Source organism: Pseudothioclava alba (assembly GCF_033100795.1).
Taxonomy (GTDB): domain Bacteria; phylum Pseudomonadota; class Alphaproteobacteria; order Rhodobacterales; family Rhodobacteraceae; genus Pseudothioclava.
Window position 1 is genome coordinate 131,582 of record NZ_JAWLVI010000001.1, and the last position, 15,339, is coordinate 146,920.

General features: G+C 64.3%; 13 protein-coding genes. 12 read left to right on the forward strand and 1 reads right to left on the reverse strand.

Translation table 11 applies throughout. The features are described 5' to 3' along the window. Nucleotides 1-41 precede the first annotated feature (41 nt). From murB to recN, 8 genes are all read left to right on the forward strand, one after another. Entirely contained in the window at nt 42-974 is a 933-nt protein-coding gene (gene murB / locus RYZ20_RS00620) for a UDP-N-acetylmuramate dehydrogenase (RefSeq protein ID WP_317669945.1), read from the forward strand. Between the two features lie 64 nt (nt 975-1,038). Then, entirely contained in the window at nt 1,039-1,953 is a 915-nt protein-coding gene (locus tag RYZ20_RS00625) for a D-alanine--D-alanine ligase (protein WP_317669946.1), read from the forward strand. Next, nucleotides 1,941-3,101: a cell division protein FtsQ/DivIB gene (locus RYZ20_RS00630; protein WP_317669947.1), complete on the forward strand. Its 1,161-nt coding sequence runs from the start codon at nt 1,941-1,943 to the stop codon at nt 3,099-3,101. The genes RYZ20_RS00625 and RYZ20_RS00630 overlap by 13 nt, the downstream gene beginning before the upstream one ends. After that, on the forward strand, nt 3,098-4,435 hold the full coding sequence (gene ftsA / locus RYZ20_RS00635; protein WP_317669948.1) for a cell division protein FtsA: 1,338 nt from the start codon (nt 3,098-3,100) through the stop codon (nt 4,433-4,435). Before RYZ20_RS00630 ends, ftsA begins: the two co-directional genes overlap by 4 nt. A gap of 218 nt (nt 4,436-4,653) precedes the next feature. After that, nucleotides 4,654-6,258, forward strand: coding sequence for a cell division protein FtsZ (gene ftsZ, locus RYZ20_RS00640; RefSeq protein ID WP_317669949.1), 1,605 nt, complete (start codon nt 4,654-4,656; stop codon nt 6,256-6,258). Between the two features lie 236 nt (nt 6,259-6,494). Continuing rightward, complete coding sequence (gene lpxC / locus RYZ20_RS00645) at nt 6,495-7,415, forward strand: UDP-3-O-acyl-N-acetylglucosamine deacetylase (protein ID WP_317669950.1); 921 nt, start codon at nt 6,495-6,497, stop codon at nt 7,413-7,415. 157 nt (nt 7,416-7,572) lie between these two features. Continuing rightward, complete coding sequence (locus tag RYZ20_RS00650) at nt 7,573-8,421, forward strand: outer membrane protein assembly factor BamD (RefSeq protein WP_317669951.1); 849 nt, start codon at nt 7,573-7,575, stop codon at nt 8,419-8,421. Between the two features lie 21 nt (nt 8,422-8,442). Further along, entirely contained in the window at nt 8,443-10,092 is a 1,650-nt protein-coding gene (gene recN / locus RYZ20_RS00655; RefSeq protein ID WP_317669952.1) for a DNA repair protein RecN, read from the forward strand. 1 nt (nt 10,093) lies between these two features. Here recN and RYZ20_RS00660 read toward each other — a convergent pair whose 3' ends face one another. Continuing rightward, a complete protein-coding gene (locus RYZ20_RS00660) occupies nt 10,094-11,461 on the reverse strand; it encodes an FAD-binding oxidoreductase (RefSeq protein WP_317669953.1) in 1,368 nt (455 codons plus the stop codon). Between the two features lie 165 nt (nt 11,462-11,626). On the opposite strand from RYZ20_RS00660, the gene RYZ20_RS00665 reads away from it, so the two are divergent. The 4 genes from RYZ20_RS00665 (at nt 11,627) to RYZ20_RS00680 (ending at nt 15,336) form a co-directional block, all read left to right on the forward strand. After that, nucleotides 11,627-13,009 carry a bifunctional enoyl-CoA hydratase/phosphate acetyltransferase gene (locus RYZ20_RS00665; protein ID WP_317669954.1) on the forward strand — a complete coding sequence of 461 codons (1,383 nt, stop codon included), beginning with the start codon at nt 11,627-11,629 and terminating at the stop codon, nt 13,007-13,009. After that, nucleotides 13,009-14,172 (forward strand): acetate/propionate family kinase, encoded by a 1,164-nt coding sequence (locus RYZ20_RS00670; RefSeq protein ID WP_317669955.1) that lies wholly within the window; start codon nt 13,009-13,011, stop codon nt 14,170-14,172. Before RYZ20_RS00665 ends, RYZ20_RS00670 begins: the two co-directional genes overlap by 1 nt. A 106-nt stretch (nt 14,173-14,278) precedes the next feature. Continuing rightward, complete coding sequence (locus RYZ20_RS00675; RefSeq protein WP_317669956.1) at nt 14,279-14,956, forward strand: MotA/TolQ/ExbB proton channel family protein; 678 nt, start codon at nt 14,279-14,281, stop codon at nt 14,954-14,956. Continuing rightward, complete coding sequence (locus tag RYZ20_RS00680) at nt 14,956-15,336, forward strand: ExbD/TolR family protein (RefSeq protein WP_317669957.1); 381 nt, start codon at nt 14,956-14,958, stop codon at nt 15,334-15,336. The genes RYZ20_RS00675 and RYZ20_RS00680 overlap by 1 nt, the downstream gene beginning before the upstream one ends. The last annotated feature ends 3 nt before the right edge of the window (nt 15,337-15,339 follow it).

A 15,339-nucleotide genomic window follows, 5' to 3' on the forward strand; every position in this document is an offset into this window, starting at 1 on the left:
GCCTCTTGTTTGTGTGTTGCGCTCGGTTTACCTAACGCGGCATGAACCAGAACCCGTCTTCTTATACTCCGCGTGGCGTGCTGACGCCGAACCGTCCGCTTGCGGACCTGACATGGCTGCGCGTGGGCGGGCCTGCCGACTGGTTGTTCCAGCCCGCCGATACAGACGACCTTGCCGCCTTTCTGGCGGGGCTTCCGGCGGATGTGGCGGTGTTCCCGATGGGTGTGGGCTCGAACCTGATCGTGCGCGATGGCGGTCTTCGCGCGGTGGTGATCCGTCTGGGGCGTGGCTTCAACGGGATCGAGGTTGCGGGCGATCGCGTGACCGCTGGGGCTGCGGCCCTTGACGCCCATGTCGCGCGCAAGGCCGCGCAAGCGGGGCGCGACCTGACCTTCCTGCGCACCATTCCGGGCGCCATTGGGGGCGCGATCCGGATGAACGCGGGCTGCTATGGCTCTTATGTCGCGGATCACCTGATCGAGGCCCATGCGATTACGCGCAGCGGTGAAACCGTGGTCATTCCGGCGGTTGATCTTGATTTGCAATACCGCCAGTCGTCGCTTCCCGAGGGCTGGGTGCTGACTGCGGGCGTGTTTCGTGCGGACGCCGCTGATCCGGCTGCGCTTGAGGCGCGGATGGACGACCAGATCGCCAGGCGCGACGCGAGCCAGCCCACCAAGGACCGCTCGGCTGGCTCGACCTTCCGCAATCCGGCGGGGTTTTCTTCGACGGGGCGGGCGGATGATGTGCATGACCTCAAGGCGTGGAAGGTGATTGACGACGCCGGAATGCGCGGCGCGCGCGTAGGTGGCGCGCAGATGTCCGAGAAACACTCGAACTTCCTGATCAACACCGGAGACGCCTCGGCACAAGATCTTGAGGTTTTGGGCGAAGAAGTGCGCAAAAAGGTTTTGCAGACGCAGGGAATTTCGCTACAGTGGGAAATCATGCGTGTAGGCGAATTCAAGCGGTAAGATCTGCGCGCGAATTAACAATTTTGACGGGGACAACCCCGCGAAGAGGCGAAAAGTGGCGGGAATGTCGAGCAGGGCATCCCATCGCGTGGCGGTATTGATGGGCGGACCTTCGGCTGAGCGCGAAGTGTCGCTCTCTTCGGGGCGTGAATGCGCCGAGGCGCTGCGGGTGGCGGGTTTTCAGGTGATCGAGGTCGATGCTGGCCCCGATCTTGCGCGTGTTCTGGATGATCTGAAGCCGGATTGTGTGTTCAATGCCCTGCACGGGCGTTGGGGCGAGGATGGCTGCGTTCAGGGCATTCTGGAGTGGCTGCATATTCCCTATACCCATTCGGGCGTTCTGGCCTCGGCTCTGGCGATGGATAAAACCCGCTCCAAGGCGGCTTACCGCGAGGCGGGGCTGCCCTTTGTCGAAAGCGTGATTGCCGCTAAGGCCGATGTGATGGCGGGCCATGTGATGCCCGCGCCCTATGTCGTCAAACCGAATAACGAAGGCTCGTCGGTGGGTGTTTATCTGGTGATGGACGGGGCCAATCGCCCGCCGCAGCTTTCCGACGCGATGCCCGAGATGGTCATGGTCGAAACCTATGCGCCGGGGCGCGAGCTGACGACCGCCGTGATGGGGGATCGTGCGCTGTGCGTGACCGAGATCATCACCTCGGGCTGGTATGACTATGACGCGAAATACAAAGAGGGCGGCTCGCGCCATGTGCTGCCCGCCGATCTGCCCGCCGAGATCACCGAAGCCTGCCTTGATTACGCGGTTCGCGCGCACCATGCACTTGGCTGTCGTGGCATGTCGCGCACCGATTTCCGCTGGGACGAGACGCGCGGGATTGACGGGTTGATCCTGCTGGAGACGAATACGCAACCGGGCATGACGCCCACCTCGCTGGCGCCCGAACAGGCGGCGCATGTCGGGATCGGCTTCCCCGAGCTGGTCGCGTGGATGGTGGAGGATGCCTCGTGCAACAGGTGAACCCGCCCTATATCCCCAAGCGCGCGGCCGCTGTGGAACCCGCCCAGACCGAGGCGAACCGTCCGACGCAGGATCATCTGGCGGGCCAAAAGGTCCGCTACGCCCATTCTCATCCGCAGATGCAGCCGCGCGCGGTGCATCATGTCGGCTATGTCGGCGCGAAACCTGCGCCCGCTTTGCGCGCCGAGCCGTCGATGCACCCGCATCCGCAGCGTCCGGTTCACCCCGAAAAATCCGCCAATCCGCACCGTCCCGCCTTCGCGCCCGAGCCTTCGCGCATCGCCGCCACGCGCCGCGATCCGGCGCCTTCGCGTCTGGCCTACCGGATGCAGCGCCTCTGGCTGACGCCGGTCGTGCGCTCGCTCACGCGCATTGGCCTTCCGGTCTTTGCGGTGGTGCTGGGGCTTGGAGCGTGGCTTGGCGATGATACCCGCCGCGCCGATCTGATCGGCGGGTTCGAGAGCCTGCGTGACCGCGTTGAACACCAGCCCGCCTTCATGGTGTCGCTGCTGAAAATCGAGGGCGCCTCGCCCGAGGTGGACGCCGCGATCCGCATGATGGTGCCTGCCGACCTTCCGGCTTCGTCTTTCGATCTGGACCTGAATGACTATCGCCGCGAAATCCGCCGCCTTGATGCGGTGGCGGATGCGCGTCTTGTGATCAATGGCGATACGCTTGAGGTCGCCGTGACGGAGCGTCAGCCCGTCGTGCTCTGGCGCACCTGGTCGGGGCTTGAGATGCTGGACGAAACCGGCCACCGCGTTGCTAATATCGTCTCGCGCGATGTGCGCGCGGACTTGCCGCTTGTGACGGGCGAGGGCGCCGACCGCGCCGTGCCCGAGGCGATGGCGATCCTGCGCGCCTCCGGCCCGATCCTGCCGCGCATCCGCGGGCTGGAGCGTGTGGGCGAGCGTCGCTGGGACATCGTGCTTGACCGCGACCAGCGCCTGATGCTGCCCGAAGAAACCCCCGTGCGTGCCCTCGACCGCATCCTTGCGCTCGATAAGGCCGAAGATTTGTTGTCTCGCGATTTCACCCATCTTGACCTGCGCAACTCCGAGCGCCCGACAATCCGTCTCTCGCAGCATTCGCTGGACGAGTTCCACGGGCTTGCCGCGCGTCTCACCCAAACCAAGGCTGGCCAATGACCGATCTTTACGAAACCCAACGTGCGATGCGCGCGATGCGCAAGGCGGCGATGCAGCGCGGTGTGATCGCGCTTCTGGATATTGGCACCTTCAAGATTGCCTGTCTGGTGCTGCGGTTCGATGGCTCGGACGAGGGCTTGCGCGATGCCGAAAGCCTTGGGCCGCTGGCGGGGCAGGCGTCGGTTCGGGTGATCGGGGCGGCGACGACGCGCTCGCGCGGGGTGCGCTTTGGCGAGATCGACGCGATGGCCGAGACCGAGCGTGCCATCCGCACCGCCGTTCAGGCCGCGCAGAAAATGGCCAATACCCGTGTGGATCATGTGATCGCCTGTTTCTCGGGGGCAAGCCCGCGCTCTTACGGTCTGGCGGGCGAGGTCGAGATCGGCGGCGCGCATGTCACCGAAGCCGATGTGGGCCGCGTTCTGGCCGCCTGCGACATGCCAAATATCGGGGCAGGACGCGAGGTTCTGCACGCGCAGCCGGTGAATTTCGCCATCGACCACCGCACCGGCCTTGCCGATCCGCGCGGTCATGTGGGCGAGCGTCTGGCTGCCGATATGCATATGCTGACGGTCGATGATGCCGCGATCCAGAACCTGATCTATTGCATCCGGCGCTGTGATCTTGAGCTGGCGGGGATTGCCAGCTCGGCCTATGTCGCGGGGATTTCCTCGCTGGTCGAGGACGAGCAGGAACTTGGCTCGGCCTGTGTCGATATGGGGGGCGGCGCGACGGGCGTGTCGATCTTTATGAAAAAGCACATGATTTTTGCCGATGCGGTGCGCCTTGGCGGCGATCATGTCACCCGCGACATCGCGGCGGGGCTTCAGGTGCCGGTGACCGTGGCCGAACGGATCAAGACCTTCCACGGTGGCGTTCATGCAACCGGCATGGATGACCGCGAGATGATCGAGCTGGAGGGGGACTCGGGCGACTGGGAGAAAGACCGCCGTCAGGTCTCGCGCACCGAGCTGATCGGCATCATGCGCCCGCGTGTCGAAGAGATACTTGAAGAGGTGCGCGCCATTCTGGACGCGGCCGGGTTCGAGCATCTTCCCGCGCAGCAGATCGTGCTGACCGGTGGCGCAAGCCTGATCCCCGGCCTTGACGGGCTGGCGGCGCGGATACTGGGGCAGAATGTGCGTCTTGGGCGTCCGCTTCGGGTGCAGGGTCTGCCGCAAGCCGCGACGGGGGCGGGTTTTTCGGCGGTGGTCGGGCTGGCCTGTTTCGCGGCGCGCCCGCAAGACGAATGGTGGGATTTCGAAGTGCCTCAGGACCGGCTTGGAGGGCGTTCGTTCAAGCGCGCGATCCGCTGGTTCAGGGAAAATTGGTAAGACAGGCTGTCTCAACTGCCTGAGTTATTGCGGGTCAGGCCCGCAATAACTGGTTGCACGCGCGAAATACCGCTCATATTGGCGTGCTTAACGCCAGATTTTGTGTGCAGGCTGCGTTTTTTGGGTGACGCATCCGATGAATCTGCTAAAATCGGTCTAATTTTCGGGGATTTCCGGTCGGGACAGGCCGGGCAAACAACAACATACAGGCGGAACCAATGACCTTGAACCTCATGATGTCGGAGCACCAGGACCTCAAGCCTCGGATCACCGTATTCGGTGTCGGTGGCGCAGGGGGTAACGCGGTCAATAACATGATCGAGCAAGCGCTTGAGGGGGTCGAATTCGTCGTTGCGAATACCGACGCTCAGGCGCTTCAGCAGTCGAAGTCGCAGGCGCGTGTCCAGATGGGCATCCAGGTGACCGAAGGTCTGGGCGCGGGCGCGCGTCCGGCTGTCGGCGCGGCAGCAGCCGAGGAAAGCATCGAAACCATCGTCGATCATCTGGCGGGCGCGCATATGTGCTTTATCACCGCTGGCATGGGCGGCGGCACCGGCACCGGCGCGGCCCCGATCATCGCGCAGGCCGCGCGTGAATTGGGCGTGCTGACCGTTGGTGTGGTGACCAAGCCCTTCCAGTTCGAAGGCGCCAAGCGTATGCGTCAGGCCGAAGAGGGGATCGAAGCCCTCCAGAAGGTCGTCGACACGCTGATCATCATCCCTAACCAGAACCTGTTCCGTCTGGCGAGCGAAAAGACCACCTTCACCGAAGCCTTCGCGATGGCCGATGACGTGCTCTATCAGGGCGTCAAGGGAGTGACCGATCTGATGGTCCGTCCGGGTCTGATCAACCTCGACTTCGCGGACGTGCGCGCCGTGATGGACGAGATGGGCAAGGCAATGATGGGCACCGGCGAGGCCGAGGGCGACGATCGCGCCATTCAGGCTGCCGAGAAGGCCATCGCCAACCCGCTGCTGGACGAGATCTCGCTCAAGGGTGCGAAGGGCGTTCTGATCAATATCACCGGCGGCTACGATCTGACCCTGTTCGAACTGGACGAAGCCGCGAACCGTATCCGCGAAGAGGTGGATCCGGACGCGAATATCATCGTCGGTTCGACCCTCGACCCCGATCTGGGTGGCTCGATGCGCGTGTCGGTCGTGGCGACGGGCATTGATGCCTCGATCCAGGTTGCCGAAACCCCTGTGCCGCGCCGTTCGCTGGCCGAGCCGTTGAAGCCGGCAGAGCAAGTCGTGATCGAGCCGGCTCCGGCGCCCGTCGCGCAACCCGTTGCCGCCGAAGCCAAGCCCGCGCTGACCGTGACCAGCGCACAGCCGGTTCAGGCACCTGTCGCGCCGACGCTTTTTGACGCGCCCGCGCCGCAACCGGCTCCGGCAGCGCATGACGATATGCCGCCGCCCGCCTACCAGCCGCGCGCCGAGGCGCCCAGCCTTCATGTCGACGAAGACCCTTCGGCCTATGTCGCGCCGCGTCCGCGTGCACCTGGCACGCCGACGCCCGAAGCTCTGGCCCGTTTGCAGGCGGCTGTCAGCAAGCAGCCGTCCGCCGCACCGATGGCACAGCGCCCGATGGCAGCTCCGGCCCGTCCGGCAGCACCTGCTCCGGCGCCGCAGGCCGAGCGCCCGCGCTTTGGCATCAACTCGCTGATCAACCGGATGACCGGCCACGGCCCCGAGCAAGGCGGTCCGGCGACCGCGCGCCAACACCAGCCCGCGCCGCAGCAGGCCAGCTATGAGGACGAGGATGCTGCCGCCGACGACCGCATCGAAATCCCGGCTTTCCTGCGTCGTCAGGCAAATTAAGTCTTCACGAAATGATCGAAAAGGGCTGGCCTTGGCTGGCCCTTTTTGTATTTAAAACAATTGGTTGATTGCATCTAGGCAGGGTTCTGCCAGTTTGTGTTTCTATTGTTTCAGTCCGTTACAAAGAGTGAATTGTATCCCGCGCCCCCTCTGACTAAGTGAAGCTGCGGGAAAGCCCAAGGTTCTTTGGCTGCCCGCATGATTGCCCCGCCAGGGGTGCCAGAACCGAGGCTCAGGTGCAGACAACCATTGATACATCGGCGGAGTTTGTTGGCGTTGGCCTGCATTCCGGTCTGCCTGCGCGGATGGTGGTGAAACCGGCCAAGGTCGGCTTTGGCATCGTGTTCCGACGCACCGATGTTGCGGGCGTCGCGACGGATATTCCCGCGATCTGGGACCATGTTGTGCCCTCGAAGCTCTGCACGCTGATCCAGAATGCGGATGGCGTTTCGGTTTCCACCATTGAACATATCATGGCCGCTCTGGTCGGCTGCGGCGTGCATAACGCCCTGATCGAGATCGACGGCCCCGAAGTTCCGATCCTTGATGGCTCGTCGGCGGAGTTCGTGACGGGGCTGCGCGCGGCTGGCCTGCGCGAGCTTGACGCGCCGGTGCGCGCGATCCGGGTTCTCAAGCCGGTCGAAGTGTCGGAAGGCGAGGCTGTGGCGCGGCTTGAACCGGCTGCTGGCCTTGAGATCGATTTCAGCATTGATTTTGTCGATCAGGCGATCGGCAAGCAGGCAAAGCGTCTTTCGATGGCGAATGGCGCCTTTGTGCGCGAGTTGATGGATTGCCGCACCTTCTGCCGTCAGGCGGATGTCAATCTCATGCGCGAGCACGGGCTGGCGCTTGGTGGCACCTATGAAAATGCGGTCGTCTTTGATGGCGACAAGATCCTTAGCCCCGGTGGTCTGCGCCGCGCGGACGAACCTGTGCGCCACAAGATGCTGGATGCGCTTGGCGATCTGGCGCTGGCCGGAGCGCCCCTGCTGGCGCGCTACAAAGGCGCGCGCGCGGGTCACGCGCTGACCAATAAACTCTTGCGCGCGCTGTTTGCGGACCCCGAGGCATGGGTTCTGGAAACCTGCACCGAGGGGCAGGCCTACACGCTTCCCGGCGCTGGTGTTTGCCGCACCGTGGCGCTGAACGCTCACTGATTTCCGCCAGAGGTGTTTGCGTCACCGGATAGGTGTGAAAGGCGTTTTGCCAGCGCGATTTTTCTGTGCTAGAGGGATCATAGCCGTGCGTTAACCGCGCGCGAGGAACTGGACTTTCCGGCGTATTTTGCCGGACAAAACTTGGGAATGGGCAGGCATGGCACTGGGCAGATCGCTGGCGACTCGGTTGGGAAGTCTGGTGCTGGTTTCGATGTTGGCGGCCTGCAGCGGCACTGACAGCAAGGAAATTCCGCTGGAGAATTTCACTGCCGAAGAGATTTACAAGCGTGGCGAATACGAGCTTGAGGTCGGTAACCCGCGCCGTCCCGTCAATGCGCTGCATTACTTTGCCGAGGTCGAGCGGCTTTATCCCTATTCCGAATGGGCCAAGCGCGCGCTGATCATGCAGGCTTTCGCGCAGCACCGCTCCAAGGATTACGAGGCCGCGCGCGCCTCGGCGCAGCGCTTTATCGACACCTATCCGGGCGATGACGACGCGTCTTATGCGAAATACCTGCTCGCGCTGTCCTATTACGACCAGATCGACGAGGTTGGTCGCGATCAGGGGCTGACCTTCCAGGCGCTTCAGGCGCTGCGCGAAGTGATCGAGCAATATCCTGACAGCGATTATGCCCGCTCGTCCGTGCTGAAATTCGATCTGGCCTTCGATCACCTCGCCTCGAAAGAGATGGAAATCGGGCGCTATTACCTCAAGCGCGGCCATTACACCGCTGCGATCAACCGCTTCCGCGTCGTGGTCGAGGATTTCCAGACCACGACCCACACGCCCGAGGCACTGATGCGCCTGACCGAAGCTTATCTCGCGCTTGGCATCACCGACGAGGCGCAGACGGCGGCGGCGATTCTGGGGCATAACTATCAATCCTCGCCCTTCTACGAGGACGCGCATAATCTTCTGGTCAAGCGCGGCCTGACCGAAGAGGCCAAGGGCAATTCGTGGCTCTCGAAAATCTATCGCCAGGTCGTTCGGGGCGAATGGCTCTGACCGGTCCCGACGGGGTCTGACATGCTGTGCAGTCTCGATATCCGTGACATGCTGATTATCGAGCGGCTTGAGCTTGATTTTCGCAACGGGCTGAATGTGCTGACCGGCGAGACCGGCGCGGGTAAATCCATCATGCTTGACTGTCTGGGCTTTGTGCTTGGCTGGCGCGGTCGGGCCGAACTGGTGCGCAAAGGTGCCGATCAGGGCGAGGTGACGGCGGTGTTTACGCTGCCTGCGGGGCATCCGGCCCATGCGGTTCTGGCCGAGGCGGGGCTGCCTGGCGGAGATGAACTGATCCTGCGCCGCGTGAATGCGCGCGATGGCCGCAAGACCGCCTTTATCAACGACCGCCGTGCGAGCGGAGAGGTGCTGCGCGCGCTTTCCGATACGCTGGTCGAATTGCACGGCCAGCAGGATGACGGCGGGCTTTTGAACGAGCGCGGGCATCGCGCGATGCTGGATGCCTTCGCAGCGCATGATGACCTGCTGGCGGCGGTGCGTGGGGCGTGGAGTGCCAAATCGCGCGCCGCCAAAGCGCTGGCCGAGGCTGAGGCGCAACTTGCGGCCGTCAAGGGCGAAGAGGAGTTCCTGCGCCATGCCGTGGCCGAGCTGGACAAGCTGGACCCGGAACCCGGCGAAGAGGCAAAACTCGATGCCGAGCGCCGCCTGATGCAAGGTGCCGAGCGTATCCGCGCGGACGTCGCGCGCGGGCTTCAGGCGCTTGGGATGGAAGGCGCCGAAGGGCTGATGCGCGAGGCTGACCGCTGGCTTCAAGGCGCCGCTGATAAGGCCGAAGGTCGTCTTGAGGCGCCCTTGGCCGCGCTGGAACGCGCGTTGATCGAACTGGGCGAGGCGGCGCAGGGGGTCGAGGAAACGCTCGATGCGCTGTCCTTCGATCCGCGCGCGCTGGAGGCTTGTGAAGAACGGCTGTTTGCCATTCGCGGGCTTGCGCGCAAGCACGGGGTTCTGGCCGATGATCTGGGCGGATTGGCCGCCGATCTGCGCGCGCGTCTGGCGGCGCTGGATGCGGGCGAGGGGCGGATTGGCGATTTGCAGGCGGCGGTGAAGCAAGCGGATGCGGACTACAGCGCTGCCGCCAAGGCGCTGACTGCGGCGCGCCACGCATCGGCCAAGCGCCTTGATGCGGCGATGGCGGCAGAGCTTGCGCCGCTGAAACTGGAGCGCGCGGTGTTCGAGACGCAGATCAGGGCGGGCGAGGCGGGGCCGGAAGGCTCGGACGCGGTGGCCTTTACGGTCGCGACCAACCCCGGCGCGCCTGCGGGGGCACTCAATAAGATCGCCTCGGGCGGGGAATTGTCGCGCTTTTTGTTGGCGCTGAAAGTGGTTCTGTCCAAAGGCGCCGATGCGCTGGTGATGATTTTCGACGAGATCGACCGCGGCGTCGGCGGCGCAACGGCTGATGCGGTCGGGCGGCGTCTGGCCAAGCTGGCCGAGGGCGCGCAGGTTCTGGTTGTGACCCACAGCCCGCAGGTGGCTGCGCGCGGCGGGCACCATTTCCGCGTGCAAAAATCGGTTAGCGACGGGATGACGACCTCCGAGGTCGTGGCGCTAAGTGCCGATGAACGCCGTGATGAAATCGCGCGGATGATCTCGGGTGCAGAAGTGACCGAGGCCGCCCGCGCAGCAGCGGACGACCTGCTGAAAGCCTGAGTTACGGCACGATCTTGCCGGGGTTCAGGATGCCTTTCGGGTCGAGCGCGGCCTTGATTGCGCCCATCACCTGCCAGCCTGCGCCGTGCTCGGCCTCCATATAACCGCGCTTGCCCATGCCGACGCCGTGCTCGCCGGTAATGGTTCCCCCCATCGCCAACGCGCGTTTCGCCATCCGGCCCGCCACCTCTTTCGCGCGGGTCAGTTCATCGGCGTCCTCTCGGTCGAGCAGGAGGATCGCGTGGAAATTCCCGTCGCCCACATGGCCAAGGATCGGTCCCATCAGGCCCGCTTCGGCAATATCGGCGCGCGTTTCCGCCACCGCCTCGGCCAGACGCGAGATCGGCACGCAAATATCCGTCACCAGTCCCATACAGCCCGGCCGCGCCGCCAGACAGGCGGGATAGGCGCCGTGGCGCATCTTCCACAGGCGGTTGCGCTCTTCGGTGCTGGTGGACCAGGCGAAATCCGCGCCTCCCATATCCTCGACCACCGCGCCAAAGCGCTCGGCGTCTTCCTTGGCCGAGGCGTCCGAGCCGTGGAATTCAACCATCAAATGCGGCTTTTCGGGCAAAGTGGTGCCGTTGGCGGCGTTGAAGACGCGCGCGACCTGTTCGTCGACAAACTCGATCCGCGCCATCGGAATGCCCATCTGGATCGTCATCTGCACGGTCTCGACCGCCGCCTCGAAACTGTCAAAGGCGCAAACCGCCGAAGACACCGCCTCGGGTTGACCATGCAGACGCAGCGTGAGTTCGGTAATCACCCCCAGCGTGCCCTCGGACCCCAGCATCAGCGCTGTCAGATCATAGCCCGCCGAGGATTTCGCCGCTCGGCTTCCAGTGCGAATGATCGTGCCATCGGCCAGCACCACCTCAAGCGCGGCCACATTGTCGCGCATCGAGCCATAGCGCACCGTCGTCGTGCCCGACGCCCGCGTCGCGGCCATCCCGCCAAGGGATGCATTCGCGCCCGGATCAACCGGAAAGAACAGCCCCGTCGCGCGCAGATCGGTGTTCAGTTCTTCGCGCGTCAGGCCGGGCTGGATCACGACCAGCATATCCTCGGGGCGGGTTTCGAGGATCTTGTTCATCCGGCCCGTATCAAGGCTGATCCCGCCTTTCACCGCCAGCGCGTGGCCCTCAAGCGAGCTGGCCGCGCCCCAGGGCGTGACCGGAATGTTATGGGCGTGGCAGATCTTCAAAATCTCGGACACTTCTGCCGTGGTTTCGGGCCATGCCACCGCATCGGGCAGGGTGACGGGAAACCATGTCTCGTTTTGCCCGTGCAGCGTCCGTTCGGCCTCGGAACGGGAAAAGCGGGATCCCAGCAATGCCTCAAGGGCGGCGAACGCGACGTCAATGCTCATGCTATCCTCCGAATGTCTGTAGGATTTCTAGGCCTTTGATGCGAAAACGGAAAGAGGCCGCGAAAAACATCTTTCATTTGTCGTGGGTCAAGGAGGCGGTCATTATCTGGTCGTAAACGGGCGGCAGAACAGGCCGCAAAAGCGCGCGAACCCAAGGAGTGAACGATGATACTTGAGAACCGGATGTGGGAGGAGCTACAGCCGGGTATGAAGGCCGAGCTGAAACGGCTGTGCACGGCGGATGATTTTTACGTCTTCGCGGCCGCCTCGGGCAATTACAACCCCGTCCATCTTGAGGAGGAAGACGGGGATGGCGATGGCCAGAAAGAGGCCTATGCGCCGGGGATGTTTGTCGCCTCGCTGATCACGGCGGTGCTGGGGAATGTGCTGCCGGGGCCGGGGACGCTCTATCGTTCGCAAACGCTTGAGTTCGTGCAGCGCGCCAATGCGGGCGAAGAGCTGTGTGCCCGCGTCGAGGTGCTGGAAAAGCTGGTCGGTGGCATCGTGCGGATGAAGACCGAGGTTGTGCGCTGTTCGGACGAGGCGCTGATCGTGACCGGCGAGGCCGAGGTGATCGCGCCCTCGAAACACATGCGGTTTGACGCGCTGGAGGCTCCGGGGCTGATTTCGCAGCGGCACCGCCATTTCAGCATTTTGCTGGAGCGCGCGCAGGCGTTGCCCGCACTGGCAACCGCCGTTGTCTGCCCCGAAAAGGCCCATGCGCTGGAGGGGGCGCTGATTTCGGCGGAACACGGTATCATCAAGCCCTTGCTGATCGGCGACCCCGCGCTGATTGCGGCCTCGGCCGAGGAGATCGGCAAAGACCTGTCGGAGTATGAAATCCTGCCTGCGTTGACGCATCGCGATGCGGCGCGGCTGGCGGTGCAATTGGTGCATGAGGGCCGCGCGGAATGCATCATGAAGGGGCATCTGCACACTGACGACCTGCTCAAACCGATGCTGGACAAACAGACCGGCCTGCGCGTCGGGCGGCGCTTTACCCATGTGTTCGTGATGGATGTGCCGGGCGTCGCGCATCCGATGATCGTGACCGATGCGGCCATCAACATCGCCCCCGATCTGGAGACCAAGGTCGACATCGTGCAAAACGCGATTGATGTGGCGATCTCGATCGGGATTGCCGAGCCGAAGGTCGGGGTTCTGTCGGCGGTTGAAACGGTCAACCCCGCGATCCCGTCCTCGCTGGATGCCGCGCTTTTGTCGAAAATGGCCGAGCGCGGGCAGATCAAGGGCGGGTTTGTCGATGGGCCGCTCGCGATGGATAACGCGGTCGATATTGCGGCGGCGCGCACCAAGGGGCTGCGTAGCGCGGTTGCGGGCCATGCCGAGGTGCTGGTCGCGCCGGGCATCGACGCGGCCAATATGCTGGCCAAGCAGCTTGCCTATATCAGCCACGCGGAAGGCGCGGGGCTGGTTCTGGGCGCGCGGGTGCCGGTGATCCTGAACTCGCGTTCTGACAGCTCGATGGCGCGGCTTGCGTCGGCGGCTGTGGCCTCGATCCACCAGAACCGCTGCCGGAGGGGCTGATGCGTGCGATCCTGACGCTGAATGCGGGCTCGTCCTCGCTGAAACTGGGTCTGTTCTCCGAGGATCTGGAGACGCTGGCGATGGGCCATGTGGACCGGATCGGCGGGGCAGGCGGGTTGAAGCTGACCGACGGGGCGGGGGGCGCTTTGCCGGTGCCCGAGGCTGGCCCCGAGGGGTTCGCGACCAACGCGGCCGCGCTGCAAACGGCGCTGACGGCCTTTCGCGGCGCGTTTCCCGCGCTTGAGGTTGTCGCAGTCGGGCACCGTGTCGTGCATGGCGGCATCCATCATGCCGCGCCCGAGCGCGTGACCGAAACCCTGATGGCGGAACTTGCGCAGCTTGCGCCCTTCGCGCCCTTGCACCAGCCGCATAATTTGGCGGGTGTTCGCGCCGCGCTGGAGGCGTTTCCGCAGGCGCCGCAGATCGCCTGTTTTGATACAGCTTTCCACCGTAACCACCCGTTTGTGAACGATAGTTTTGCGCTTCCGCGGCGGTTCTACGAAAAGGGCGTGCGCCGCTACGGCTTTCACGGGCTGAGCTATGATTACATCTCGGGCGAGCTGGCTGCGTGCGAACCCGCGCTTCATGCGGGCCGCGTTGTGGTCGCGCATCTGGGATCGGGCGCGTCGATGTGCGGACTGAAGGGCGGGCAGTCGATAGCCTCGACGATGGGGTTTTCGGCGCTGGACGGGCTGCCTATGGGGACGCGCTCGGGGCAGATCGACCCCGGTGTTCTGCTCTATCTGATGGATCAGGAGGGCATGAGCAGCGCGCAGATTTCTGACCTTCTGTATAAGGACAGCGGGCTGAAGGGCATGTCGGGGATTTCCAATGACATGCGCGAGCTGGAGGCGTCAAACGACCCTCATGCGCAAGAAGCAATCGACTATTTCACCTTCCGCATCCGGCGCGAATTGGGCGGTCTGGCGGCGGCTTTGGGTGGGATTGATGCGCTCGTTTTCTGTGGCGGTATCGGTGAGAACTCGGCCCATATCCGCGCGCGCGTTTGCGAGGGGATGGAGTGGCTGGGTATCACGCTGGATGCAGGGGCCAACGCCGCTAACGCGCGCGAAATCGCGCATGGTCCCGTGCGGGTGCTGACCATCCCGACGAATGAGGAAATCGTGATTGCGCGTGCCGCGCGTGGGGTGCTGCGCGGCTAGGCTTCGCTTTCGGTTCACAATCTGCCGCGCCCGAGGCTTGCCTCGCTCGCGATGTTGTGCGAGGCATTTCCCCTCGCAAGGGTGCCTTGCCGAAACGGGGGATGCGATGAACGAACCGGCTTTCACCGAACGCTTGCTGGCCGCGCTGGAAATGGGCGGGCCTGCGATGTGGGCGATTGCGCTTTTGTCGGTGCTGACGCTGGCGCTGATCCTGTGGAAGGTGATCGACCTTCTGGCGGCGGGCGCCTGGTCGGGGGGCAGGCATACGCAAGCGGCGATTGAGGCGTGGTCGGCGGGCGATATTGCCGCCGCCGAGGCCGAGCTTGCGGGCCGCCAAAGCCTGCGCGCGCAACTGGCGCGTGCCGCGATTGCGGCCCTACGAGACACCGGACTTAGCCGCGCGGCCGCCGAGGCCGAGACCGCCCGCGTGGCGCGTGCGCTTCTGGCACGCGGACGGGCGGGCTTGCGCGGGCTGGAACTCGCAGTGACAATCGGGCCGCTCCTTGGGCTTCTGGGAACTGTTACAGGCATGATTGCGGCGTTTCAGGCGCTCCAAGTCGCGGGCAATCACGCTGACCCCGCGACCCTTGCCGGTGGCATCTGGGAGGCGCTTTTGACCACCGCCGCAGGCATGGCCGTAGCGATCCCCGCGCAGGTCGCGCTGACCTGGTTCGAAGCGGTCGTGGACCGTCTGCGTCACGATATGGAGGATGCGGCAACACGGATTTTCGCCCGCGCGCCCACCTTGCAGGAGGCGCGGTCTGCTCGGGCCGCGGCCGAGTAATGTTCTCCTTCGGCGAAGCGCGCCCTGCGCGTCGCCCCTCGCTCACGCCGATGATCGACGTGGTGTTTCTGCTGTTGGTGTTTTTCATGCTGGCGTCGCGCTTTGGTGGCGAAAGCGTGATCGAGATCGGTCTGGCAACGGGCGCAGGCGGTGGCGACTGGCAGGGGGCGCCGCGATTGCTGTCGGTTGGGGCAGAGGTGCTGCGCCTGAATGGCACCGATGTCGCGCTGGCCGACGTGGCCCTGCGTATGGCGCCCCTGATGCCCGAGGCGAGCGCGCCGATTATCCTGCGCTCTGATGGCGCCGATTTGCAGCGCCTTCTGGATGTGATGGAGGCCTTGCGCGCGGGCGGGTTTTCGAACCTCGTGCTGGTGGAATAGCCG

What these genes read in the sequence shown, in the direction of transcription:
- murB (WP_317669945.1), top strand. Translation starts at nt 42, where the DNA reads ATGAACCAGAACCCGTCTTCTTATACTCCGCGTGGCGTGCTGACGCCG.
- RYZ20_RS00625 (WP_317669946.1), top strand. Translation starts at nt 1,039, where the DNA reads ATGTCGAGCAGGGCATCCCATCGCGTGGCGGTATTGATGGGCGGACCT.
- ftsA (WP_317669948.1), top strand. Translation starts at nt 3,098, where the DNA reads ATGACCGATCTTTACGAAACCCAACGTGCGATGCGCGCGATGCGCAAG.
- ftsZ (WP_317669949.1), top strand. Translation starts at nt 4,654, where the DNA reads ATGACCTTGAACCTCATGATGTCGGAGCACCAGGACCTCAAGCCTCGG.
- RYZ20_RS00650 (WP_317669951.1), top strand. Translation starts at nt 7,573, where the DNA reads ATGGCACTGGGCAGATCGCTGGCGACTCGGTTGGGAAGTCTGGTGCTG.
- recN (WP_317669952.1), top strand. Translation starts at nt 8,443, where the DNA reads ATGCTGTGCAGTCTCGATATCCGTGACATGCTGATTATCGAGCGGCTT.
- RYZ20_RS00660 (WP_317669953.1), bottom strand. Translation starts at nt 11,461, where the DNA reads ATGAGCATTGACGTCGCGTTCGCCGCCCTTGAGGCATTGCTGGGATCC.
- RYZ20_RS00665 (WP_317669954.1), top strand. Translation starts at nt 11,627, where the DNA reads ATGATACTTGAGAACCGGATGTGGGAGGAGCTACAGCCGGGTATGAAG.
- RYZ20_RS00670 (WP_317669955.1), top strand. Translation starts at nt 13,009, where the DNA reads ATGCGTGCGATCCTGACGCTGAATGCGGGCTCGTCCTCGCTGAAACTG.
- RYZ20_RS00675 (WP_317669956.1), top strand. Translation starts at nt 14,279, where the DNA reads ATGAACGAACCGGCTTTCACCGAACGCTTGCTGGCCGCGCTGGAAATG.
- RYZ20_RS00680 (WP_317669957.1), top strand. Translation starts at nt 14,956, where the DNA reads ATGTTCTCCTTCGGCGAAGCGCGCCCTGCGCGTCGCCCCTCGCTCACG.